20 protein-coding genes are annotated in these 25,075 nt (G+C 31.0%); 18 read left to right on the top strand and 2 right to left on the bottom strand.

Going from position 1 to position 25,075, the window contains the following annotated elements:
• Positions 1-44 precede the first annotated feature (44 nt).
• The 14 genes from KVH43_RS13350 to KVH43_RS00965 all read left to right on the top strand — a co-directional run bounded on the left by KVH43_RS13350 (position 45) and on the right by KVH43_RS00965 (position 17,547).
• Complete coding sequence (locus tag KVH43_RS13350; protein ID WP_338028353.1) at positions 45-1,787, top strand: sirohydrochlorin cobaltochelatase; 1,743 nt, start codon at positions 45-47, stop codon at positions 1,785-1,787.
• Positions 1,788-1,898: 111 nt separating this feature from the next.
• The gene (locus tag KVH43_RS01025) at positions 1,899-3,335 is read left to right on the top strand and encodes an ABC transporter substrate-binding protein (RefSeq protein WP_218283088.1); all 1,437 of its coding nucleotides are present in this window, start codon (positions 1,899-1,901) and stop codon (positions 3,333-3,335) included.
• Between the two features lie 268 nt (positions 3,336-3,603).
• Positions 3,604-4,623: a LacI family DNA-binding transcriptional regulator gene (locus tag KVH43_RS01020; protein WP_218283087.1), complete on the top strand. Its 1,020-nt coding sequence runs from the start codon at positions 3,604-3,606 to the stop codon at positions 4,621-4,623.
• A 10-nt stretch (positions 4,624-4,633) separates the two neighbouring features.
• A complete protein-coding gene (locus KVH43_RS01015; protein ID WP_218283086.1) occupies positions 4,634-5,734 on the top strand; it encodes an ABC transporter ATP-binding protein in 1,101 nt (366 codons plus the stop codon).
• 15 nt (positions 5,735-5,749) lie between these two features.
• The gene (locus KVH43_RS01010) at positions 5,750-7,075 is read left to right on the top strand and encodes an ABC transporter substrate-binding protein (protein WP_218283085.1); all 1,326 of its coding nucleotides are present in this window, start codon (positions 5,750-5,752) and stop codon (positions 7,073-7,075) included.
• A 66-nt stretch (positions 7,076-7,141) separates the two neighbouring features.
• Entirely contained in the window at positions 7,142-8,005 is an 864-nt protein-coding gene (locus KVH43_RS01005) for a carbohydrate ABC transporter permease (RefSeq protein ID WP_218283084.1), read from the top strand.
• A complete protein-coding gene (locus KVH43_RS01000; protein ID WP_218283083.1) occupies positions 8,005-8,832 on the top strand; it encodes a carbohydrate ABC transporter permease in 828 nt (275 codons plus the stop codon). Before KVH43_RS01005 ends, KVH43_RS01000 begins: the two co-directional genes overlap by 1 nt.
• 16 nt (positions 8,833-8,848) lie before the next feature.
• On the top strand, positions 8,849-10,999 hold the full coding sequence (locus KVH43_RS00995; protein ID WP_218283082.1) for a TIM-barrel domain-containing protein: 2,151 nt from the start codon (positions 8,849-8,851) through the stop codon (positions 10,997-10,999).
• Between the two features lie 28 nt (positions 11,000-11,027).
• Positions 11,028-12,506 (top strand): 4-alpha-glucanotransferase, encoded by a 1,479-nt coding sequence (gene malQ / locus KVH43_RS00990; protein WP_218283081.1) that lies wholly within the window; start codon positions 11,028-11,030, stop codon positions 12,504-12,506.
• Positions 12,507-12,514: 8 nt separating this feature from the next.
• Positions 12,515-14,890: a glycogen/starch/alpha-glucan phosphorylase gene (locus KVH43_RS00985; protein WP_218283080.1), complete on the top strand. Its 2,376-nt coding sequence runs from the start codon at positions 12,515-12,517 to the stop codon at positions 14,888-14,890.
• A gap of 220 nt (positions 14,891-15,110) precedes the next feature.
• Positions 15,111-15,968 (top strand): DegV family protein, encoded by an 858-nt coding sequence (locus KVH43_RS00980; RefSeq protein ID WP_218283079.1) that lies wholly within the window; start codon positions 15,111-15,113, stop codon positions 15,966-15,968.
• Between the two features lie 107 nt (positions 15,969-16,075).
• Positions 16,076-16,762, top strand: coding sequence for a YeeE/YedE thiosulfate transporter family protein (locus KVH43_RS00975; RefSeq protein WP_420829640.1), 687 nt, complete (start codon positions 16,076-16,078; stop codon positions 16,760-16,762).
• A 12-nt stretch (positions 16,763-16,774) separates the two neighbouring features.
• Complete coding sequence (locus KVH43_RS00970; RefSeq protein ID WP_218283078.1) at positions 16,775-17,008, top strand: sulfurtransferase TusA family protein; 234 nt, start codon at positions 16,775-16,777, stop codon at positions 17,006-17,008.
• Between the two features lie 11 nt (positions 17,009-17,019).
• Complete coding sequence (locus KVH43_RS00965) at positions 17,020-17,547, top strand: YeeE/YedE thiosulfate transporter family protein (RefSeq protein WP_218283077.1); 528 nt, start codon at positions 17,020-17,022, stop codon at positions 17,545-17,547.
• A gap of 28 nt (positions 17,548-17,575) precedes the next feature.
• Here KVH43_RS00965 and KVH43_RS00960 read toward each other — a convergent pair whose 3' ends face one another.
• Positions 17,576-18,466 (bottom strand): LysR family transcriptional regulator, encoded by an 891-nt coding sequence (locus KVH43_RS00960; protein WP_218283076.1) that lies wholly within the window; start codon positions 18,464-18,466, stop codon positions 17,576-17,578.
• 445 nt (positions 18,467-18,911) lie between these two features.
• Here KVH43_RS00960 and KVH43_RS00955 point away from each other — a divergent pair, with 445 nt between their 5' ends.
• The 3 genes from KVH43_RS00955 (at position 18,912) to KVH43_RS00945 (ending at position 23,288) form a co-directional block, all read left to right on the top strand.
• Positions 18,912-20,249 carry an alanine:cation symporter family protein gene (locus KVH43_RS00955; RefSeq protein ID WP_255547775.1) on the top strand — a complete coding sequence of 446 codons (1,338 nt, stop codon included), beginning with the start codon at positions 18,912-18,914 and terminating at the stop codon, positions 20,247-20,249.
• A 2-nt stretch (positions 20,250-20,251) separates the two neighbouring features.
• Positions 20,252-21,952 (top strand): FAD-dependent oxidoreductase, encoded by a 1,701-nt coding sequence (locus KVH43_RS00950; protein WP_218283075.1) that lies wholly within the window; start codon positions 20,252-20,254, stop codon positions 21,950-21,952.
• Between the two features lie 76 nt (positions 21,953-22,028).
• Positions 22,029-23,288 carry a YeeE/YedE family protein gene (locus KVH43_RS00945; RefSeq protein ID WP_218283074.1) on the top strand — a complete coding sequence of 420 codons (1,260 nt, stop codon included), beginning with the start codon at positions 22,029-22,031 and terminating at the stop codon, positions 23,286-23,288.
• A gap of 83 nt (positions 23,289-23,371) precedes the next feature.
• Here the strand turns inward: KVH43_RS00945 and hydE are convergent, their stop codons facing one another.
• Entirely contained in the window at positions 23,372-24,400 is a 1,029-nt protein-coding gene (hydE, locus tag KVH43_RS00940; protein WP_218283073.1) for a [FeFe] hydrogenase H-cluster radical SAM maturase HydE, read from the bottom strand.
• 131 nt (positions 24,401-24,531) lie between these two features.
• Here hydE and KVH43_RS00935 point away from each other — a divergent pair, with 131 nt between their 5' ends.
• Positions 24,532-24,954 carry a GNAT family N-acetyltransferase gene (locus KVH43_RS00935; RefSeq protein WP_218283072.1) on the top strand — a complete coding sequence of 141 codons (423 nt, stop codon included), beginning with the start codon at positions 24,532-24,534 and terminating at the stop codon, positions 24,952-24,954.
• Positions 24,955-25,075: the final 121 nt, after the last annotated feature.

Below are 25,075 nucleotides of genomic sequence, written 5' to 3'. Positions count from 1 at the left end.
TAACTTTTTGTTAAAGCTGATATAAAAATATAAGGGGTGGTATTATGAAAAAGATTAGAATTTTAAGTTTTATTTTAGCGTTGATGTTGGTAGTAGCTGGTTTTGCAGGTTGTGCAAAAAAAGAAACATCTGCAGAACAAGATCAAGCAAAAGAGGAGAGTAAGGAAGTGAAAAAAGCAATATTAGTTGCAAGCTTTGGAACAAGCTATGCAGACACAAGAAAGGTTACAATTGATGCGGTTGAAGAAAAAATACAAAAAGCATTCCCAGAATATGAAGTGAGAAGGGCATTTACTTCTGATATTATTATCAAAAAGTTAAAGGACAGAGATAATATAGAAGTGGATACAGTTGCTAAGGCAATGGATAAATTAAAAGCAGAAGGCTTTAAGGAAGTAATTGTTCAACCATTACATATTATGCCTGGTGCTGAGTACAGTGATATCAAAGAAGAACTTAGAAAATATAATGATGGAACTTTTGAAAAGTTTGTATTAGGAAGACCTATCCTAACTCATCAGGAAGATTATCAAGTGGCTGTTGATGCATTAAAATCACAATTACCAGAGCTTAAAGAAGGACAAGCTGTTGTAGTGATGGGACATGGAACAGAACATCCTGCAAATGCATGTTATGCTGATTTACAATATGTAATCGATGACAATAATTTAAGTGTTTATGTTGGTACAGTAGAAGGATATCCAGCATTAGACGATGTTATTAAAAGGTTAAAGAAAGATAATATTAAAGAAGTGACATTAATGCCATATATGGTAGTTGCAGGAGACCATGCAAATAACGATATGGCAGGAGATGAAGAGGATTCATGGAAGACAATCCTTAAAAGCGAAGGATTTACTGTAAATACTTATCTTCATGGTTTGGGTGAAAATGAAAAATATCAAGAGATTTATGTAAATCATGTAAAGGATTCTATTGAGGGAAAAGGAGAAGAAATCCCTGCTCCAGTTAAATGTGTTGAAAAAGGAAATTGGCAAGAAGGTAAAAAAGGAATGCTTGTAGTGAGCTTTGGAACAAGCTATGCAGATACAAGAAAGGTTACGATTGATGCAGTTGAAGAAAAAATACAAAAAGCATTTCCAGAATATGAAGTAAGAAGAGCTTTTACTTCTGATATTATTATCAAAAAGTTAAAGGACAGAGATAATATTTTAGTAGACACACCAGAGAAAGCTTTAAACAAAATGAAGGAAGAAGGTTTTGAAGAAGTTATTGTTCAGCCACTTCATGTTATAGCAGGTGCTGAATATAATGATTTATTAGAAGTAGTAAAGAAATATGAAAATACATTTAAAAAAATAGCAGTAGGTACACCAATTTTAAATACTCCAGATGATTATAAGGTAGCAGTAGAAGCATTAAAATCACAATTACCAGAGCTTAAAGAAGGACAAGCTGTTGTAGTAATGGGACACGGAACACATCATCCTGCAAATGCAAGCTATGCGTGCTTACAAAGTGTACTTGATGATGAGGGGTTAAATGTATTTGTAGGAACGGTAGAAGGATATCCTGCTTTAGAGGATGTTATAGAGAAATTAAAAGCTAAAAACATTAAAGAAGTAACATTAATGCCATATATGCTTGTTGCAGGAGATCATGCAAATAACGATATGGCAGGAGATGAAGAGGATTCATGGAAGACAATCCTTAAGAGCAAAGGATTTACTGTAAATACTTATCTTCATGGTTTAGGTGAAAATGAAAAATATCAAGATATTTATATAGAGCATGCAAGAAAAGCTATTGAAGGGGAAGAAAAATAAAATTATAACAAGTAAATGAGAGCATCTCATTTACTTGTTATTTTATATAGGAAATGTTGCTAAAATTTAGATATAATTATGTAATGCTTGCTAATAATTGGAGGGGGAAAAATGAAAAGAAAAATATCTATATTATTAATTTTAATACTCGTTATGAGTATTTTAGGAGCTTGTTCTAAAAATGAAAGTGAAAATGAAGATGTAGTAAAAGGTGACAACAATTTTAGTAAGATTGAATTTAAGGATGATTCTGGAAAAATTGTTCGAATGGACGAACCAGCAAAGAAAATAATCTCTTTATATTCAGCTCATACAGAAAATTTGTTTGCTTTAGGATTAGATAATGAGATAATTGGAATTGGTAAAAGTGATGCTTATCCTGCAGCAGTAATGAATAAGAAGCGTTTTGATTATCGAGCTGATCCAGAAAAGGTTATTGCAGTAGAGCCTGATTTGGTACTTATTCGTCCATTTATTAAAAAAAGTAAACCTGAATTTGTAGAAGCACTAGAAAATACAGGAATTAATGTGGTTTCTTTATATCCTGATAAGTTTGAAGAGTTTCCTAATTATATTAAGAAGCTGGCTATTTTAACAGGAAAAGAAGCTGTAGCAGAAAAGTTGTTAACAAAATTTAATAATGATTTAAAAGAATTGGAAAGTATTACAAAAAACATAAAACCAAAAGTAAATGTTTTCTTTGAATCTACAGAAACTGAATATCGTACAATAACAAATGATTCAATGGCTGCAATGGCAATTAAACTTGCAGGAGGAAATAATATTGCAGTTGATGCAAAGCCGATTCGAAAAGGAACAAGTATTGCAAGCTTTGGAGCAGAAAGAATACTTGAAAAAGCAGATGAAATAGATGTTTATGTTTCTCAAAGAGGTGCTATGAATGCAGGAGGAAATTTACATTCTATTTCTATTCGTCCTGGCTTTGATACGATAAAAGCTGTTAAAGAAGGAAGAGTATATACAATTAATGAAAAATTAGTTTCAAGTCCAACCTTTAGATTTTCTAAAGGTGTATTGGAGCTTAGTCGTATGTTTTATCCTGAATTAATAGATAGCTTAGATGAGTTTAAAAAAGATGAACCATTAACAAGAAAGAGCTTGGCAGAGATGACTGTAAAGTTTAAGCATAAAGGAATATTTGCACCTACATCAAAGTACTATAAAAAAGAACATAAGGGACATATATATGGGACATTCAAGGATGTTACAGTAGACGATCCTAATTTTGACTATATTGAAACAGCAGTATTATCAGGTTATGTAAAAGCAGAAAAAGATTATTTTTATCCAGACGAAAAGGTGACAAGAGAAGAATTTGCTCAAACGCTTTATATGCTTAAAGATTTAAAGGACAAAGAAGGAATGGTGAATATAAAAGATATAGACGAGGTTAAAAATAATAGAATTGTTGAAATTATTGTGGAAAATGGATTAATGGCACTAAAGGACGGGAAATTTTATCCTAATGAGATGATAACAGAAAAAGAAGCAGTAGAAAGCTTGGAAAAAATAAAGAGTTTAAAATAGAAAGGCTATAATAGAATATTTTTAAAAACTTTAATATTTATAGCGATTAATAGCTTTAGATAAGCTATTAATCGCTTATAATATACAAAAATATTTAAGGAAATATATTTGTTAAATTTATAGAGCTTTGAATTTTTGAAATTTTTTTGATACCATTAAAATCAATAAAAAAGTTTGAAAATTTTAAGAAGTGTGGTATAATTAAAATATAAATTGGAAACGTTTCCAGTAACGTTTCCGGAAACGATACCAAAAGAGAGGTTTGGGTATGAAGAATTTTAGCATAAAAGATATCGCAAAAATTGCAGGAGTTGGAGTAAGTACGGTATCTCGTGTTTTAAATAATCATCCAGATGTTAAAGATGAAACAAGAAAGAAAGTATTAAAGGTTATAGAAGAATGTAATTATATTCCTAATAATAGTGCAAGAAATTTGAAGAGAAACAGTTCTAAAAATATTGGTGTATTAGTAAAAGGGATTTATAATCCATTTTTTTCAAAGATGATTCGGTCAATTGAAGAAAAAATAGATGAAGAAGGCTATTCTATGATTCTTCATTATAATGATGATAACACTAATGATATTGAAGCTGCTATCGAGCTTATAAAAGAGAAGAAGTTAAAAGGCTTGATTTGTCTGGGAGGTGATTTTGATAATTTAGAAGAAGAGCAATTAATGAATCTGAAAACACCAATAGTGCTTACATCTATAAATATTACTGATAAAGTAAATAAAAATATTTTTTCTAGTGTTGCGATTGAAAATGAGAAAGCAGCATATAAAGCAGTAGATTATTTATGCAGATTAGGGCATAAAAAAATTGCAATCATTACTACTGGGGAAGGAGATAAAAATGTTGGAAAGCTGAGATTTGAAGGTTATAAAAAAGCATTAGCTGAAAATAAAATAAATTATAACGAACAATTTTTAGAATTTGGACACTATACCTTTGAATCTGCATTTGATGCTATGAATAAGCTATTAGATAAGGATTTAGGATTGACAGCAGTATTTGTTACTTCTGATATTATGGCTATAGGTGCTGCAAAGGCAATTTTAAGCAGAGGATTAAAAATTCCTGAAGATATTTCTGTAGTTGGATTTGATGGGATTGAATATTCAAAGTATTTTCATCCGTCTATTACAACAGTTAAGCAGCCTGTAGAAGAGATGGGGCAAAAAAGTATAGAGATTTTATTTGATTTGATGAATAATAGTAAAGAACATGAGCATATAGTTTTTGATATAGAATTACTGATTAGGGAATCTTGCAAAAAATTGTTTTAGGAGGAGGACAATGTCTAAAGTAGTTTTAAAAGGAGTCGAAAAAATTTATCCAAATGGTTTTAAGGCTGTTCATGGAATTGACTTAGAAATAAAGGATGGAGAATTTATGGTTTTTGTTGGTCCATCGGGATGTGCTAAATCAACTACGTTGAGAATGATTGCAGGTCTTGAAGAAATAAGTGGAGGAACTATTTTTATAGGAGAAAGCATTGTAAATAATATTGCACCTAAGGATAGAGGAATAGCTATGGTTTTTCAAAACTATGCATTATACCCTCATATGACAGTTTATGATAATATGGCTTTTTCATTAAAAATGAGGAAAACTCCAAAAAGTATTATTGAGAAAAAGGTAAGAGAAGCAGCAAAAATTTTAGATATAGAAAATTTATTGGATAGAAAACCTAAGCAGTTATCAGGAGGGCAAAGGCAAAGGGTTGCTGTAGGAAGAGCTATTGTAAGAGATCCAGAGGTTTTCTTGTTTGATGAGCCTTTATCTAATTTAGATGCAAAGCTAAGGGTTCATATGAGGGTTCAGCTATCACAGCTTCATAAAAAGCTAAAAACAACTATGATTTATGTAACACATGACCAAGTAGAAGCAATGACAATGGGAGATAGGATATGTGTAATGAATTTAGGAAAAATCATGCAGGTTGATACGCCACTAAATCTGTATCATTATCCAGCTAATAAGTTTGTGGCAGGTTTTATAGGTTCTCCAGCTATGAATCTTGTAGAGGGAGAGTTAATTGAAAAGAATAACAATATTGCTGTAAAAATAGGGGGGATGGCATTAGATTTACCATTGAGTAAATGTAAAAAAGTAAAGAGCCATATTGGCAAAAAAGTATGGTTTGGTATTAGACCAGAGTATATAGGCATTAGAAACCATGAATCTAAAGAAGCTATCAAGGGTAAAATTGATGTACTAGAGCATATGGGAAATGAAACCTTCATATATTTTAGTATTGGAAATTTACAAATGACGGCTAGAATAGATTCTTTAGATGCCAGGGACTTAAAGGTTGGTACTGAGCAAAAGTTTATTATCAATATGGAGAGCTGTCATATATTTGATTATGATAGTGAAAAAAATATAAGCTTGTAAAAGGGGGAGATAATTATGTTCAAATCTAAAAAAATATTAGCTTTAATTATGACTGTGTTTATGAGTATGATGTTGTTTGCTGGATGTGGATCACAAGAGAAAAAGGAAGTCAGTGAAGAAAAAGATAAGGTAGAGGTTAACGTTTTCCAGTTCAAGGTTGAAATTGCCAAAGAATTAGAAGAAGCTGTACTTGCTTATGAAAAAGAGCATCCAAATGTAAAGATTAATATTCAAACAGTTGGTGGTGGAGATGATTATGGTGCAGCATTAAAAGCAAAATTCCAATCTGGAAGCGAGCCAGACATTTTTAATGTAGGTGGTCCTCAAGATATAAAAGATTGGATGAATAAGTTAGAAGATTTATCTGATCAACCGTGGGTAGATTTGGCTCTTCCTGGAATATTAGAAGGAGCTACTGTAGATGGAAAAGTATTTGCATTACCTTTCAATATTGAAGGATATGGATTTGTATATAATAAAGGTATTTTTGAAGCAGCTGGAATTGATCCTGCTAAAATTGTAGATTACAAAAGCTTAGAAGAAGCTGTAAAAGCTTTAGATGAGAAGATTAAGAGTGGTGCATTAAAGGAAAAATATCCTCTTTTAGAAGCGGTATTTGAATATCCTGCAAAAGAAACTTGGGTAACAGGTCTTCATACTTCAAATGCTGCTTTAGGTCAAGAGTTTAGTAATTCTATCGAAGCATTTAATGCAGAGAAGGTTTCTTTCAAATATGGAGATGGATTAAAAAAATTAATTGATTTACAAGCAAATTATTCATCTAATAAAGATCAAAAACAAAAGTTAAATGCTGTTGATTATACAAGACAAGCTGAAGAAGGCTTAGCTATAGAGCGTGTTGCAATAATTCAGCAAGGAAACTGGGTATATGGAAAAATCAAAGGGGTAGATGAAAAGGTTGCAAACAATCTAGATATTCTCCCAATGCCAATTGAAGGAGCTAAGGAAGATTCAATTCCAGTTGGTGTACCAATGCATTGGGCAGTAAATAAAGATAGTAAAGATGAAGTAAAGGCTGCTGCTAAGGATTTCTTAAATTGGTTATACACATCTGATACAGGAAAAGATTATATTGTGAACAAATTCTATTTTATACCTCCACTAAAAGGATTTGATAATCTTGAACCTAAAGATCCATTAGGAAAAGCTGTTAAGAGATATGCAGAAGATGGAAAGACTATACCATGGGTATTTATGGGATATCCAACAGGATGGGGAATGGAAATTTTAGGAAATGACATTCAAAAATATTTAGCTGGAGAATATACTTGGGAAGAATTGATTTCTGATGCAAAGGCTCAGTGGGAGAAAATGAGATAAGGTATATTATATGGGGGATATATACCAAAGGTATATAACCCCCATAAAGCTATAAAGGAGGACAATATGAAGAATTCAAAATTTTGGTTTAGTTTTTTCGTAGGACCCATTTTGTTTGCATTCATTGTTGTAGTTATTTTACCTATGTTTATGGGAATTTATTATTCATTTACAGATTGGAATGGCATAGGAAATACTGCTAATTGGGTTGGATTTAAAAATTATATAGATGTATTTAAGGATAAGGAATTTTTAAGTGCTTTTATCTTTACTGCTAAATTTGCTTTTGTATCTGTTATTACTATAAATTTAATGGGATTTGGCTTAGCACTCCTTGTAACAAGAGGACTAAAAATAAGTAATTTTTTAAGAAGTGCATTTTTTATGCCTAATCTAATTGGAGGATTGATTTTAGGATTTGTATGGCAGTTTATTTTTACAAAGGCTTTTGATTCGTTGGGAAGAATATTAGGATTAAGTTTTTTGGAAGGCTGGTTGGCTGATCCAACTACAGGCTTTTGGGGGCTTGTAATACTTATGTCGTGGCAAATGGCAGGGTATATGATGGTTATTTATATTGCATCTTTAGAAAGTATACCAGACTCTTTAATTGAAGCGGCAGAAATAGATGGGGCAAATGCTTGGGAAAGGCTTATTCATATAACTATACCTTTGGTGGCACCTGCTTTTACAGTTGGATTGTTTTTAACTTTATCCAATTCCTTTAAGCTATATGATCAAAATTTGTCATTAACAGGAGGAGGACCATACAATTCTACACAAATGTTAGCTATGAATATTTACAATACGGCTTTTAAGTTTAATGAATTTGGTTTAGCACAAGGAAAGGCGGTTATATTTTTAATTACGGTAGCTGCTATTTCATTAACACAAATTTATTATAGTAAGAAAAGGGAGGTAGAAATGTAATGAAAAGTAAAAGAAGAAATAAAACATTTGTGATGGCTGTTAGCATTTTACTTGGTGTTTTGTTTTTATCACCCTTTTATATTATATTGAGCAATTCTTTTAAAACTCAGAAAGGGATTTTTTTAAATGTAATGAGCCTCCCATTTGGTCAATTTTTTAGTTTAAATAATTATGTGGAAGCCTTTAAGGAGCTTGATTTTATCCATTCGTTTTTCAATTCATTATTTATTACAGTATCTAGCACAATAATCATTGTTATATTTGCTTCTATGGCAGCTTGGATGCTTGTTAGAACTAAAACAAAATTCAGTTCATTTTTATTCTTTTTATTTGCGGCTGCAATGCTTATTCCTTTTCAATCAGTAATGCTACCGCTTATAAATATCATGGGGAAATTAGGTCTTTTAAATCCTGTTGGTCTTGTATTTATGTATCTTGGATTTGGATCTAGTTTGTCTATTATATTGTACCACGGGTTTATTAAGAATATTCCAAAGGAATTGGAAGAGGCAGCAGTTATTGATGGATGTAATAAATTTCAAGTGTTTTGGTATATTATATTTCCTCTGCTAAAGCCTATAACAGTTACTGTAGGTATATTAAATACTATGTGGATATGGAATGACTTTTTACTTCCTCAATTGGTAATAAATAAACCTCAGTGGCATACGATTCCACTAAAGATGTTTTACTTTTTCGGACAGCATTCAAAACAATGGCATTTAGCATTAGCAGGACTTGTAATTGCTATGATTCCTATCATTATATTCTATTTTGCAGCGCAAAAACACATCATTAAAGGGGTTACACAGGGTTCTATAAAATAGGATAAGGAGAGATAACGTGATCACATATGCAATAAATGAAAAGGTAATAAAGTATAGATTTGGACATCCTATTTGTACAGATGCAGTTGTAAAGGCAGGTATTGAAATAAAGAAAAAAGGAATAGAGTTCTTTCAATTAGAGGAAGGGAAAACGATTAAGCTTAGTTATAAGATGGGTGATGATGATATTGTATTAGGACTTGGAGAAAATCAAAGGGGAATGAACAAAAGAGGAGGCATTTATGAATCATTTTGTTCAGATGACCCACTTCATACCTCTGATAAAAAATCCTTATATGGTGCACATAATTTTTTGATCATAGATGGGGTAGATAAATTCGGGGTTTTTATTGATTACCCTGGTAAAGTAATCTTTGATATTGGATTTACCTATAAGGATTATTTAGAAATTTTTATAGGTGATAATGATTTAGATATTTATATCATAAAGGGAAATAGCCTAAAAGAAATTGTAAAAAACTTTTTGAATATTATAGGAGATGGGTATGTACCGCCAAAATGGGCTTTTGGCTATCAGCAGTGTAGATGGAGTTATCAAAGTGCTATAGAGGTAGAAAAAATAGCAGATTCCTTTTTGAAATATGACATTCCATGTGATGCTATTTATTTAGATATTGATTATATGGAAGACTTCAAAGATTTTACTATTAGTGAAGAGAGATTTCCAAATTTCAAGGATTTTGTAAAAAAGATGAAGAAAAAAGGTTTTAGATTAATTCCGATCATTGATGCAGGTGTGAAAATTGAAAAAGATTATGATGTGTATGAAGAGGGTGTAAAAAATAATTACTTTTGTTTAGATGAAAATGAAAAGCCTTTTGTGGCTGCGGTGTGGCCAGGAAGAGTACATTTTCCTGACTTTTTAAATCCTAATGCAAGACGTTGGTTTGGTTTAAAGTATAAGCTTTTAATAGACTGCGGTATAGAAGGCTTTTGGAATGATATGAATGAACCAGCAATTTTTTATACAGATCGAGGCTTAAAAAAAGCAATAGCACATGCAAAGGAATTAGAAAATGAAAATTTAGATATATATACGTTTTTTTCTCTTAAGGATTCTTTTATTAAGCTATCTAATAACATTGATGATTATAAAAGCTTTTATCATACGATTGATGGAGAAATTGTAAATCATTATAAGGTGCATAATTTATATGGTTATAACATGACAAGGGCTGCTTCAGAAGGCTTTAAGAAAATTGCTCCTAATAAGAGATTTTTATTATTCTCAAGAGCATCATATATAGGTATGCACCGTTATTCAGGGGTATGGACTGGAGACAATCATTCTTGGTGGGAGCATATACTTCTTAACATAAAGATGATGCCTTCTTTGAATATATGTGGATTTTTATATAGCGGTGCAGATACAGGTGGATTTAATGAAGATGCAAATGCACAATTAGTGATAAGATGGAGTCAATTTAGTTTGTTTACGCCGCTTTTTAGAAATCATTCAGCAATGGGAACAAGGAATCAAGAGCCATTTTCATTTGATGAGGAGAGTAAAAATATTATAAAAAATACAATAAAACTAAGATATGCACTTCTTCCATATATTTATTCTGAATATATGAAGGCTATTATTAATAAGGATATTTATTTTTCGCCATTATCTTTCGAGTATGATGATGAAATGTCCAAAAGAGTAGAGAATCAACTTTTAGTTGGAGATTCTTTAATGATTAGTCCTGTTTATGAAGAAAATGCTAAAGGTCGATATGTTTATCTTCCAGAGGATATGCTTTTATGGAAGGTAGAGGATTATAATGATAGAAGCTACCAAGTAGTAAAAGCAGGTCATAGGTATTTAGAGGTTGATTTTAGTGAGATACCAATATTTATAAGAAAAAATAAGATGCTTGTTTTAGGAAAGTCTGCTAAAAATGTTGAAAGTATTGATAATGGTGAATTGCATGTGATTGCTTTTGTTACAGATAAAGCAAAATATATTTATTATGATGATGATGGAAAAAGCTATGATTATAAAAGGGGAATATACACTCAAATAGTTATTGAGATTTATAAGCAGCATGAGGATTATTATATAAATGTTGATTCGACAGGAAATGATCAGATTGAAAAATTGCATTTTGATATTGTAGATATAAATGGAAAAATTGTAAAGAAAACAGTAAATATATAATGAAATATAATTCAGAAGGAGAATGAATATGATTACAAGAAGCAGTGGTATATTAATGCATATTACATCTTTACCTAGTCCATATGGAATTGGGACATTTGGAAAAGAGGCATATGCATTTATAGATTTTTTAGTGAAGGCTGGACAAAAATATTGGCAGTTATTACCGTTAGGTTCTACTGGATATGGTGATTCTCCATATCAATCATTTTCAGCTTTTGCAGGGAATCCATATTTTATAGATCTTGAATTTTTAGAAGAGGATGGATTAATTAAAAAAGAGGATTATAGTCATTTAGATTTTGGGAGCGATAGAGAAAAGGTAGATTATGAGAAAATATTTAATGAAAAAATGCCTGTTTTAAGAAAAGCTTTTGAAAATGGAAAACAAAAATATAATGAAGAAGTGAAAAACTTCAGAGAGGAAAATAAAGATTGGATTGATGATTATGCATTATATATGGCTGTAAAAGCTGAATTTAATTTAAAGCCGTGGCAAGAGTGGGATGAAGATATTAAGTTAAGAAAAGAAGAAGCTTTAGAGCATTATAAAGAAATATTAAAAGATGAAATAGATTATTGGGTGTTTTTGCAGTTTTTATTTTTTAAACAGTGGATTGACTTAAAGCAGTATGCAAATAAAAAAGGGATAAATATTATAGGAGATATACCTATTTATGTAGCGGAGGACAGCGCAGATACATGGGCAAATAGTGAAATATTTTTATTAGATGAAGAAAAGAAAGCTATTAAGGTTGCAGGATGTCCTCCAGATGCTTTTTCTGAAATTGGACAACTATGGGGAAATCCAATATATAGGTGGGATTATTTAGAAGAAACAGGCTATAAGTGGTGGATTAATAGGATAAGAGGAAGTATGAAATTATATGATGTTTTAAGAATAGATCATTTTAGAGGCTTTGAATCTTTTTGGGAGGTTGATTATGGAGAGAAAACAGCTGTGAATGGGAAATGGGTAAAAGGGCCAGGAATTAAGCTTTTTAATGCAATTAAAGAAGCATTAGGAGATATTGATATTATTGCAGAAGACTTAGGATTTTTAACAAAAGATGTGGTAGATTTTAGAGAAGCAACTGGATATCCTGGTATGAAGGTGCTGCAATTTGCATTTGATACGAGGGAAGAGAGTGACTATTTGCCTCATAATTATGATAAAAATTGTGTAGTATATACGGGAACTCATGATAATGATACAGTTTGTGGTTGGTTTGAAAATACGAAAAAAAGTGATGTGGATTTTGCAATTAAATATTTAAATTTAAATGAAGAAGAAGGCTATAACTGGGGATTTATAAGGGGGGCATGGAGTTCTGTAGGGATTTTGGCAGTAGCACAGCTGCAGGATTTTTTAGGTTTAGGCAGTGAAGCAAGAATGAACATTCCATCAACAATAGGTGGCAATTGGCAGTGGCGAGTGAAAAAAGAACTTTTAACAGATGAACTGGCTAGAAAGATTTATGATATTACAAAGCTATATGGAAGGTAGGGAAACAAATGTTTGATAGAAAAAAGTTTAAAGAAAGCATAGAAAGAATTCTTAAAATAGATTTTGGAAAATTATTAGATCAAGCTAAGGACTATGAAAAGTATTATGCAGTTTCAAAAGCTATCATGGAATTCATTGTTGATGATTGGAGTATGACAGAAAAAGCATATGAAAATGGAAAGCAAGCATATTATTTGTCAGCAGAATTTTTAATGGGAAGGGCATTGGGAAATAATTTAATAAATTTAGGTGTCTATGAAGATGTAAAAGAAATCCTAAATGAAATGAAGATAGATATAAATCGAATTGAAGAAATAGAAGAAGATGCAGGACTTGGAAATGGAGGACTTGGAAGACTGGCTGCATGCTTTATGGACTCCTGTGCAACTATGAATTTACCTGTAACTGGTTACGGAATAAGATATAGTCATGGAATTTTTAAACAAAAGTTTGTTAATGGATTTCAAGTTGAAGAAGGAGATAATTGGTTAAAATATGGAGACCCGTGGTCTTTAAGACGATATGATGAGGCAGTAGTAGTTGAATTTGCTGATTGTTCTGTTAGAGCTGTTCCTTATGATACGCCAATTATAGGATATGGTACAAAAAATATCAATAAGCTTCGACTATGGAAAGCTGAACCTATAAAAGATTTTGATTTTGATTTGTTTAATGATCAGGAATACGATGAAGCTGTAAAGGAAAAGAATCGAGCAGAGGATATATCAAGAGTCCTTTATCCTAATGATTCTAAAAATGAAGGGAAAATATTAAGATTAAAGCAGCAGTATTTCTTTGTTTCAGCATCATTAAAAGATATGATTAGAAGCTTTAAAGAGAAATTTGAAAATGATTTTGAAAAATTTCATGAGTATCATGCTATACAATTAAATGATACACATCCTGTTGTAGCTATTCCAGAGCTTATGAGAATATTAATAGATGAAGAAGGATTAAGCTGGGAAAAAGCTTGGAATATTACAGTAAATACTTTTTCATATACAAATCACACCATATTAGCAGAAGCTTTAGAGCAGTGGTGGAGTGGGTTTTATAAAGAAATTTTACCAAGAATTTATGAAATCATTGAAGAAATTGATAGAAGATTTGTGATAGAGCTAAAGGAAAAAGGATATACAGATGAAAAAATAAATCGTGTGAGAATTATTGATGATGAAATGATAAAAATGGCTCATTTAGCAATACACGGAAGCCATACGACGAATGGGGTTGCAAAGCTTCACACAGAAATATTAATAAATCAGGAATTAAAAGACTTCTATGAGCTTTATCCAAACAGATTTCAAAATAAGACGAATGGTATTACACCAAGAAGATGGTTAAAGCTTTGCAATAAAGAACTATCATCAATGATTACAGAACTGCTTGGTATAGATGAATGGGTTACAAAGCTAACTATGCTAAAGGAGCTTGAAAAGTATTTAGATGATGAAGTGGTTTTAAAAAGGCTTTTAGAGATAAAACAGAAAAAGAAAGAAGCATTAGCAGAATATATTCAGAAATATGAAGGGATTGCTATAAATCCAGATTCAATATTTGACATTCAAATCAAAAGACTTCATGAATATAAGAGACAATTATTGAATGCTTTTCATATATTAGATTTATATTATAGATTAAAAGAAAATCCAAAGATGGATATAGTTCCTAGAACTTTTATCTTTGGAGCTAAGGCAGCACCAGGTTATTTTAGAGCAAAGGGGATTATAAAGTTTATAAATGAAATAGCAAAGCTTGTGAACAATGACTCTGAAATAAACCATAAAATAAAGGTTGTATTTGTACAGAATTATAGAGTATCTTATGCAGAAAAATTATTTCCTGCAGCTGATATTTCTGAGCAAATATCTACAGCAGGAAAGGAAGCATCAGGGACAGGAAATATGAAATTTATGCTTAATGGAACACCTACACTAGGTACCTTTGATGGAGCAAATGTGGAAATCGTTGCTGAAGCAGGAGAAGAGAATAATTTTATATTTGGTGCGAGGGTAGAAGAAATAGAAAAAATTAAGGAAACTTATGATCCAAAAGAATACTATGAAAAAGTATCAGGACTAAAAAGAGTGGTAGATACGTTGATAGATGGAACCTTTGATGATGGTAGAACGGGTATGTTTGAGGAAATTTATAATTCATTGCTTATGGGAGCAAGCTGGCATAGACCAGATAATTACTTTTTATTAAGAGATTTTGATGATTATAGAGAAGCACATAAAAGAGTTGATAAAGCTTATAGAGATAGATTAGGATGGGCGAAAAAAGCTTTGATGAATATAGCGAATGCAGGAAAATTTAGTAGTGATCGAACTATTGAAGAATATGCAAAAGAAATTTGGAATATAGCTCCTAAAAGGATATAAAAAACTTTTAACATATAATAAAAGCACTATGAAAAGATAAAATTCATAGTGCTTATTTTTAAGTTTGTTTAATCATGATTCATAAATTGTGATGAAAGATGCTAGAAATTATAAGATGAATTCTATATAATTTTTTATATAGATAAATAATTCCTTTTTTAATGTTGATGTTGTTTATCTTATAGAATAGATGTAATAATTAGGAAAGGTGATGATTAAAATGACTATTAAAATAATTACTGATAGTACATCTTATATTCCAGAAAATTTAAAAAAGGAATATGATATTTCGACAGTTTCATTGAGTATTATTTTTGAAGATGAGGTATTTAAAGAAGTGAATATTAGTAATGATAGATTTTATGAAAAATTAGAAAAAAGTAAAAAAATACCAACTTCATCTCAGCCTACTGTAGATGAATTTTATAAAGTATTTGAAAAAAATGTAAAAGAAAATAATGATATTGTGGGAATATTCATTTCTTCTGATATGAGTGGTACTTATTCCACTGCTGGACTAGCAAAGAATATGATTCTTGAGAAATATCCTAAAGCAAAAATTGAAATTATAGATTCTAGATCAAATAGTATGCAGCTTGGATATGCTGTGCTTGCAGCAGCAAAGGCAGCAAAAGAAGGTAAGTCTCTTCAAGAGGTTGTAGAAGCAGTGAAGAAAAATATAAAAAGAAGTAGATTTATTTTTATACCAGATACGTTGGAGTATTTAAAAAAAGGTGGCAGGATAGGGACTGCCAAAGCGCTAATAGGATCTATTTTTCAAATTAAGCCTATTCTTACTGTAACAGATGGGAAAACTAATGTTTTTAGTAAAGTGAGGACAAAAAAACGCGCATTAGAAAAAATGATAGATATATTTTTAGAAAATATTAAAAGCTGTGGATTAGGTGATGTAATTGTCCATCATATTAATTGTGAGGAAGAAGCAAAAAAATTTGCTAAAAAGATCGAAGAAAAAATTGGAAAAGCTGTGTTTATATGTTCTATTGGACCTGTGATAGGTACACATGTTGGACCGGGTTCAATAGGAATAGTATATTATACAAAAGAAGAATTATAAGGAAAAGAAAATGATATTCTTGTTTTGATAGATAGTATGATATATAATTATGTAAACGAAATAATGGATTTACAATAAAAATGTTTATTTAAAAGGATGATGTGATCTTGTCAAATGAAATGGCTAGGTTAATTGAAAGACGTAATAGAACAAAAAAGACTAAGAAAACTCAAATTTTTCTTGGAATATTTTTTCTATTTTGTGCAATAATTCTATGTGCAGAATTGTGGCAAAAGGAGTACAGATTAGCTGTATGTTGGATTTTTGGAATTGGCATCGGAGTTGTTCTTCGATATTCTCGATTTTGTTTTGCATCAGCATTTCGAGATCCATTTCTTACAGGCAATACAAGATTATTAAGAGGCATGCTGCTAGCAATGATGGTGAGTACTATTGGCTTTGCTGTAATTCAGTACAACTATATTCAAAAAAACACTATTGAGTATGATCTCATTCCAGGAGCTGTTAGTTCTGTAGGAATTCATGTGATTATAGGTGCTTTTTTATTTGGAGTGGGAATGGTCATTGCAGGGGGATGTAGTTCAGGTGTATTGATGCGAATTGGTGAAGGACATGCACTACAATGGATTGTTCTTTTTGGTTTTTTGATTGGAACTGTTTTAGGAGCAAAGCATTATGACTTTTGGTATCAGCACATCATTTATAATGCAAAGACTATTTATTTCCTTGAATATTTTGATTTTAAAATTGTTGTGCTTGTACAACTAATGGTATTATTTGGCTTGTACGTACTGGCAATTTGGTATGAAAATAAATATAGAAAAGATATATAATGGAGGCAATGTATGGCAGTAAGAGAAATTGATTGTTTATGTGAACTATGTCCTGTTCCTTTGCTGAAAGCCATGAAGGAGTTAAAAACAATGGAGCCGGGAGATGTTGTGATTATACGTTCTGATCATAGCTGCGTTGGAATTAATATAAAGGAATGGGCAGTAAAGAATCAATATCCAGTAGAAATAGTTGAAGCAGAAGATGGAGAATGGGAAATTTATATTGAAAAGATAAAAGAAAAATAGGAGGAGATTTGATGAAGCCCATTGTGACATGGCTAAAAAAGCCTTGGCCTTATTGGGTAGGAGGAATTTTATTAGGATTTATAAATGTTATGCTGTTGGCTGTAAGTGGGATAAGCTGGCAGATTACTAGTGGTTTTTTACTGTGGGGTGTTGGGATTTTGGAGTGGTTTGGATTAGAACCACTGCGTTGGGAGTATTTTGATCATTTTAAATATTATTATGCTCCTGTGATTTCAAATGATCATGTATTTATTAATCAATACACAATTTTAAATATGGGTGTGATAGTAGGTTCTTTAATTGCAACGTTGTTAGCATCTCAATTTAAATGGAAAAAAATAAAGAATAAAAGACAATTTATCTTTGCTCTTTTTGGTGGAATCATAATGGGGTATGGTACAAGACTTGCGTTTGGGTGCAATATAGGTGCCTTTTTTAGTGGTATTCCATCTTTTTCTTTACATGCTTGGTTTTTTGGAATTTTTGCTATATTTGGGGCATGGATAGGAAGTAAAATTTTGATTAGATTTTTGCTATAAAAAAAGGAGGACGGTTGTCTTCCTTTTTTTAGCAAAATCCTCTTTTGTGAGATATAATAAAATCTACAAACATTTGCTCGTATTTTGTGAATTTGTATTTTTTTCTTGAAGCGATGTAGTAATCAAAATGAATAGTTAGATCCTCTACTAAAACTGGTTTGATGCTAGAGTCTTTCAGTTCTTGCTGGATAATTAACTTTGGTAAAAAAGAAAATCCTTTCCCTGCAAGAATAGAAGATTTTATAGCTTCTAAAGAATTTAGATTATAAATGACATTCAGATCTTTCAAGTCAATTCCTTTTTTTTCTAAGGCTTCTTCTACTAAGTATCTTGTTCCAGAATTCTTTTCACGTAAAATCAAAGGGATTTCTTTTAGTTCTTCTAAAGAAATCTGTTTTGGAGAATCATGACAATTTCCTACTAAAAGCAATTCGTCAGAAACTATAGTTTGTGTAATAATATCATTTGCTTTTGGATTATGTTGAATGATTCCAATATTAATAGTATGCTGACGAAGATTTTCAATAACTTCAGCAGAGCTAGTTACCTCTAGATTGATATCTACTTCTTTATGAAGCTGTTTAAAGGTGTAAATACTACAAGGAAGTGCATAGTCTCCTACGCTTTTACACGAACCAATCATTAGCTGTGGCTGATCCTGCTGTAAATTTTTTAAATCCCTCTCTATATTTCCTTGAATGGATAGTAAGGTATCTGCATAATTGAATACTACTTTTCCCTCTTCTGTTAATTCTACTCCTTTATTACTTCGTATTAAAAGATTAGCGCCGAGTTCTTTTTCTAGATTTTGAAGTTGTAGACTTAATCCTGGTTGGGTAAGATGAAGAGTTTTTGCAGCTTTTGATATGCTGTTGCATTTTACCGTCATATAAAATGAACGTAGATATTGAAGATTCATGTGTTCACATCCTCAAAGCTATAAAAATTGTTAAAGATATAGCTATTATATCACTATGATACCCAAAAATAAACACATTTAAACAAAAGAGATTCATATAAGAAAGTGTTATAGTATATAACATTTGGTTATTATAAAAAAAGCAGAGGATATATTATAATCTAATTGATAGAAAATTAACAAACGAAATACTATAGTTTTTATTTATATAAGGATCCAACTTCAACATAAAAAAAGAAATATATAAAGATAAGTGAATGACTTCGATAACTTTTGTAAAAAAACTTACTGAAATTTCATAAAAAATACGTTAATAACCTTCATTGTTTGAACGAAGTGAGTTTTGAAGGTTTAGTATTTTTTCATGGAATGAAGTTTTGTTTTTTCAAAAGTTATCTGGAATGAAGTATCTTTTATATTTCATTTTGAAGCATGAAATTTAAAGTTGACTGGAGGAGGTGATTGTATAGTAAAGGAATTCGGTCAAATAATTAACAAATTAAATGGTTGTTTGTGGAACGTATTTTTGCCACTTCTTATAATTGCAGGGGGATTTGTAACTTATAGAATGATAAAATTTCTGACAGTTATAAGTGAAAAGGATAAAGCTGAGTGGGAATTTTCAAAAATGAAAAGCGCTCTTTCTATATCTTTATCATCTAAAATTGGAACAGGTGCTATTATTGGTGTCTTAACAGCCATGTGGAAAACATCGAATAATGGTATTGGAGGAGAGAGCATTGTTTTATGGGTTATTATAGGAATGCTTTTATTAGTTCCATTAACATATTCAGAGGTATTATTTTCTCAAGTAACCAAAAAGACGCCTAGAGATTTTATAGATTATAATTTGAATAAAAAAGCAGGAACTGTGTATACTATATGTTTAGTTACACTATATTCCTTTGGTTTTGTAGGATTTCAATTAACTGGAATACAGAGTGTGATCAAGATATTTTTTAAGGAAAATTTCAAATATGAATTTACTCAGATTGGATTGTTGCTTTATATCATATTGCCATTGATCACAGCTATGTCTATTATAGTCATAACAAAAAGCCATAAACTTTTTATCAATACTTTAGGATCTATGATATCTTTAATCATTTTATTTTATACTATGTTTTTTGTTGTATTTTTATTTTCAACAGTAGAATTTGTTCCTGAGTATCTATCCTTGATTTGGAAAGACTTTCTAAAGTTTAGATCAGCCTCTATTGGCATACCAATAGGTCTTATCACAGGATTTCAAAGAATTATACAAATAAGTGAAACGGGCTTAGGGACTAGTGCATTAGCAAGTGCAGATGCTAAAAATTCTCCAAGAAGAGAAGCTTTGCTTCAAACTATATCAACGATTATTACAACATTTATAGCTGTTATCATAACATCATATGTATTTATGTATGGACGATATAACTTGGAGAATATAAAGCTAACGAAATATGGCTTTGAAAGAATTTCAGGTTATTTTACAAGTGTAGCTTCTGTAACAGGATATTTAGGGAGTGCAATTGTGATAATTTTCTTTATTTTATCTGGCTTAACAACAGTATTAGGAGCATTTCACTTTCTTAATAAAACTATGTATATAAGCCAAAATAAAAGAATTTTATTTTATATAACATTAATAACTTTATCTGGAATACTTAGTATTTCGAACTTTGATGTGATTTTTGATGCAGCAGATTTGTTGATGTTTATAGTAGCTTCTTTAAATGTTATAGCAATGCTTATTTTTGTTATGAAATATATAAAAAAATTTAAGATTATGGAGGAGTAAATATGAGTAGAAAATTTTTAATAGTTGGTGGAGTAGCTGGTGGTGCATCTACAGCAGCTAGATTAAGAAGACTTAGCGAAGAGGACAAAATAATTATGTTTGAAAAAGGACCTCACGTATCCTTCTCAAACTGTTGTTTGCCTTATCATTTAAGTGGAACAGTAGCAGATAGTGATGACTTAGTGCTTATGCAGCCAGAGAAATTCTTAAAACAATACAGAATAGAGGCTAGAGTAAATAATGAAGTAATAGCTATTGACAGAGAAAAGAAAGAAGTAACAGTTAAAAATGTATTAACTGGAGAAGAGTACCGTGAATCATACGATAAATTAATATTATCTCCAGGAGCAAGACCTATTGTTCCACCAATTCCAGGAATTGAAAATGCTAATATATTCACAGTAAGAAATGTTGTAGATATTGAAAAATTAAATAAATTTGTAAAAAATATGGAAACTAAAAATGTATCCGTAATAGGTGGAGGATTCATTGGAGTTGAAGTTGCTGAAAATTTAAAGGAAGCAGGATATAATGTAACTCTAATTGAAGCTATGCCTCAAATAATGAAACCATTTGATTATGATATGGTGCAGATTCTACACAAAGAGCTATATGATCATGGTATCAATCTAATTGTAGGAGATAAAGTAAGCTCTTTTGAAAAAAATACAGTTGTTTTAGAATCTGGAAAGAAAATAGATGCTGAAGCAGTAGTTATGGCAATTGGTGTAACTCCAGAAACTGATTTAGCTGTAGCAGCAGGGCTAGAACTAGGACAAACAGGTGCTATTAAAGTAGACCAAAATTATAGAACAAATGATAAAGACATTTATGCAGTAGGAGATGCTATTGAAGTATACCATGCATTAACAAACTCTATGACAAAATTGCCATTGGCAGGACCTGCTCAAAAGCAAGCTAGAGCAGTAGCAGATCATATTCATGGAAGACCAATAGCTAATACAGGATTTATTGGATCATCTGTTATTAAGGTATTTGATTATAATGGAGCTGCTACAGGCTTAAACGAAGGGTTGATTAAAGCTCTTAACTTAAATATTCAATATGATGTAGTGAAGGTAATTCCAGGGGATAAAGTGGGATTAATGCCTGAATGTGAACAAGTTCACTTTAAATTAATATATGAAATACCAACAGGAAAAATATTAGGTGCGCAAGCGATTGGTAAAGGAAATGTAGATAAGAGAATAGATGTTATTGCCACAGCTATTAAATTTGGAGCAACTGTAAACCATTTAAGAGATTTAGAATTATGTTATGCGCCACCATTTGGAACAGCTAAAGATGTGGTGAATTTTGCAGGATATGTAGCTTCTAATTTATTGCATGGAGACTTTAGACAAGTACGTGAAGCAGATGTAAGAGGTTTAGTTGAAAGTGGTGCTTATATTATAGATGTAAGAGAGAAAGATGAATATGATGAGAGTCATATTATAGGAGCTAAAAACTTGCCTCTTAGTGAAATCAGAGATCGATTAGATGAAATTCCAAAGGATGAGCCAATCTACTTACATTGCAGAAGTGGACAAAGAAGCTATAATGCAGTATTAGCACTTCAAAATTTAGGATTTGAAAATGTTTATAATATATCAGGTGGATTCTTAGGATTATCTTTCTATGAGTATTTCAATGATAAAACAACTGACAGAAAAATGATTGTTACAGATTACAATTTTGAATAAAAGCTTAGGGGCTTAATGCCCCTAATAATTAGATGATGTTTTATAATACTAAATAAATTTTAAGGGGGAAAAGAAATTGAAGAAGAACCAAGTATTTATTGGATTTGGAATTTTAATAGCAATGATCATATTTGCGACAATCCAATATGCAAAAGATTACAGATTAGCACTGCATCTAGTTATTGGACTAGCTATTGGATATATTATGCAAAGATCAAGATTTGGATTTGCAGGCGGGATCAGAAAGATATATTTAACTGGAGATAGCAGTTTGACAAAAGCACTCATGTTTTTATTTTCTATTACATTATTAGCAACAGCAGCAATACATTATGGATCATATATTAACGGAGGAGATGTATTTTATAGAGCAATTAAATCAGGAGCACCTGTAATTCCGGGTTCTGATTATGTTGAACCAGCTAATTTAGCTACTATATTAGGTGGAATATTATTTGGTATTGGTATGATGTTAGGTGGAGGCTGTGCTTCAGGAACATTAACAGATGCGGGTGAAGGAGAAGGAAGAGGATTAATTGTATTATTCTTTTTCTCAACAGGAGCATTATGGGGAGCACATGATATGCCATGGTGGAAGCAAAGTATATTCTTTGATATACACAAAAGACTTTATTTGCCAGATGCTTTCGGGTTTATGGGAACAATTATACTTTCATTGTTAGGATATTTATTTATTTATATTATTGCTAAGAAATATGAAGATAAGAGAAGAAAAGAAAATACTTTAAAATTAGAAACATATGCTGATTGGGAAAAGGAATTGCCTGAGCCAAAAGAGTACAAATTCTTCAGCAAAGAAACATACCATAAATTTTTTGTTAAGAGATGGTCTTATTATACTGGAGCGGTATTATTGATGATTATGTTTATAACTATATTAGTTACAACAGGAACAAGCTGGGGAGTAACAGCAATATTTGCACAATGGGCAGCTTGGTTCTATCAAGGATTAGGATTAATAGATGTTTCTGATTGGGGATGGTTCTCTGGAAGAATGGCAACTATGGAAGCAGGATTTTTTAATGACCCAGGTTCAATGAGAAATATGGGAATAATAGTAGGAGCATTGATAGCACCTTTATTAGCAGGACATTTTTCATTTAAAAAAGATTTTAGATTAAAGGATATTTTATTTTATGCAATTGGTGGATTGCTGATGGGATATGGTGCTAGAATTGCTTTAGGATGTAATGTGGGAGCGTTGTATTCAGGATTATCGAATATGTCATTATCTGGATGGGTATTCCTTCCTTCATTAACAATAGGGGGGATATTGGGCGTAAAATTAACACAAAAGCTTAAAATTAAGATCTAATGTTATTAAAGCTCAATAAAAAATATATAAAATACTACTCTTAAATGAATAGGAGTAGTATTTTTATGTATAAAATTAATTTTTTATTTTAATGAATCTCCTCTGCTAATAGATACTTTTCTACCTAGCATTTTTATATAATCTTCTATTTCTTTCCGTTCTTCTTCTATACTTTTCTCTTGAATAGATGGATTTGGATATATTTCATATAGTTTTCTATATTTATATGGGTGAACTTTGCGCATTATTACATTGGCACCAGTATAAAAAGCATTTTTTCTATCTTTTATATTGATTACTTCTAATGATGTAGTCGTAGGTAAATGAGGCGTTTTTAATAAAATTCTTGTAATTGCAAGGGCTTTTAAAGTTAGAAGGCTACTTCCTGTAGAGGAGCTTTTGAGCTTTGTTTTAGGATGAGGAATAAAAGGACCAATTCCAGCCATATCTACATCTAACTCTTTTAGAAGAAGTATATCCTCTGCAATAGTATATAATGTTTGACCAGGAAGGCCGATCATAAAGCCACTGCCTATTTGGTAGCCTAGTTCCTTGAGCCATTTTAATGACTTTATTCTATTTTTAAATGATGAATGGGGATGAAGGGAATTATATAAAGCTTCATCAGCTGTTTCATGCTTTATAAGGAATCTATCTGCACCATCTAGCCTCCACTGTTTGTAAGTATCATAATCTCTTTCTCCAATACTCAAGGTGATCGCAATATCGCCAAGCTTTTTAATAGCTTTAATGATAGAAGTTATTTTTTCTTTAGTGTACCACATGTCTTCACCAGACTGAAGAACTATGGTTTTATAGCCTGCTGTATAGGCTTTTTTTACATACTCAATTATTTCAGCTGGTTCCATTCTATATCTATATAAAGTGGTGTTTTGCTTATTGATTCCACAATAAGAGCAGTCGCAACGGCAGTGATTCGAAAATTCAATGATAGCTCTTAAGTGGATTTCATCACCACAGTATTTTTTTCTTATTTGATCTGCTTGATCAAATAAATAATCATCACAATGAGAATGCAATATATTTACGATTTCCTCAACACTTGCATTAGAAGTTGCTACGATTTTATCAATAATTTTTTTTGTATCCATATAATCCTCCTAATCAATTTTACTGAAAAAAATCAGTTTTTTTAATTGTTCTATATATCATATTATGATATGATTTTGTTAAATTATATGACAGATTAGCGAATTATTCAATAAATTGAAGGAGGATATAAATGGAAATAAAATGGTCAAAAGGAAAAGAAGATTTTAAAGATGCAAGTCATGTTCGCTACGAAGTATTTGTAAAGGAACAAAATGTTCCTATAGAACTAGAATTAGATGAATTTGATGATCAAGCTTATCATATAGTAGGATACGAGAATGATGAAGCGATTGCTGTTGGGAGAATATTAGAAAAGGAATCTTATTATTTAGTAGGAAGAGTAGCTGTTTTAAAAGAGCATAGAGGAAAAGATTATGGAAAAGTGATAATGGAAAATATTATAAAAAAGGTAGAGGAGCTAGGTGGAAAAGAAATTCGATTACATGCACAGATGTCAGCTAAGGGCTTTTATGAGCAATTAGGGTTTGAAGCTTATGGAGATATTTTTGATGAAGCTGGTATAGAACATATTTGTATGAAAAAATGTTTATAAAAAATTCATAAAAATGCAGTCGAATAGGAGTATTCTTTTATAAAAGAATACTCTTATTCGATGTTTGGATATTTTCAAAGCAAGTATTTAGAAAAAGAATAATAAAAAAAGGGTTGGGTAT

The sequence above is a fragment of the Crassaminicella indica genome (assembly GCF_019203185.1).
Classification (GTDB): Bacteria; Bacillota; Clostridia; order Peptostreptococcales; family Thermotaleaceae; genus Crassaminicella; species Crassaminicella indica.
The sequence above is the reverse complement of the archived record's forward strand: the minus strand, read 5'-3'. Positions and strand labels throughout refer to the sequence as shown.